This window comes from Xenorhabdus bovienii, assembly GCF_024721015.1.
In the GTDB taxonomy this organism is placed as follows: Bacteria; Pseudomonadota; Gammaproteobacteria; order Enterobacterales; family Enterobacteriaceae; genus Xenorhabdus; species Xenorhabdus bovienii.
Genome location: NZ_JANAIF010000383.1, coordinates 1 through 309, shown reverse-complemented (window position 1 = coordinate 309; position 309 = coordinate 1). Strand labels below are relative to the sequence as shown.

Sequence of the window (309 nt, the reverse complement as noted above, 5' to 3'; positions counted from 1 at the left end):
CTTAGAGCAAGTTATAGCCACGGTGCTGGTCGTTTATCAGTATTGAGTCTACTTGCTACACTGAGTTCAGTTGTACTTTGGCTGATTGGTTTTTATGCCGAAAATAAAGGAATACATCTTAATTATCAGGCAAATAGTATTAAATCAAGGCGAGTTATCTCTCATCTTACATTAGCGGAGAATGTATTACGGCATTCCCCGCTAATATTATTTGAAATCGTTCTTAATAACACACTCAAATATCTCGCCAAAATCTACCAAAACATGGTTTTGATTTATTAGCGCTAATTTGTGGGGATCCCTCAGCGC

Annotated in this window: 1 pseudogene; it reads left to right on the top strand. The window is 37.5% G+C overall.

Features of this window, described 5'->3' with window-relative positions:
• A pseudogene (locus NXS07_RS21120) lies at nucleotides 1-282 on the top strand (IS4 family transposase); the annotation flags it as partial.
• Nucleotides 283-309: the final 27 nt, after the last annotated feature.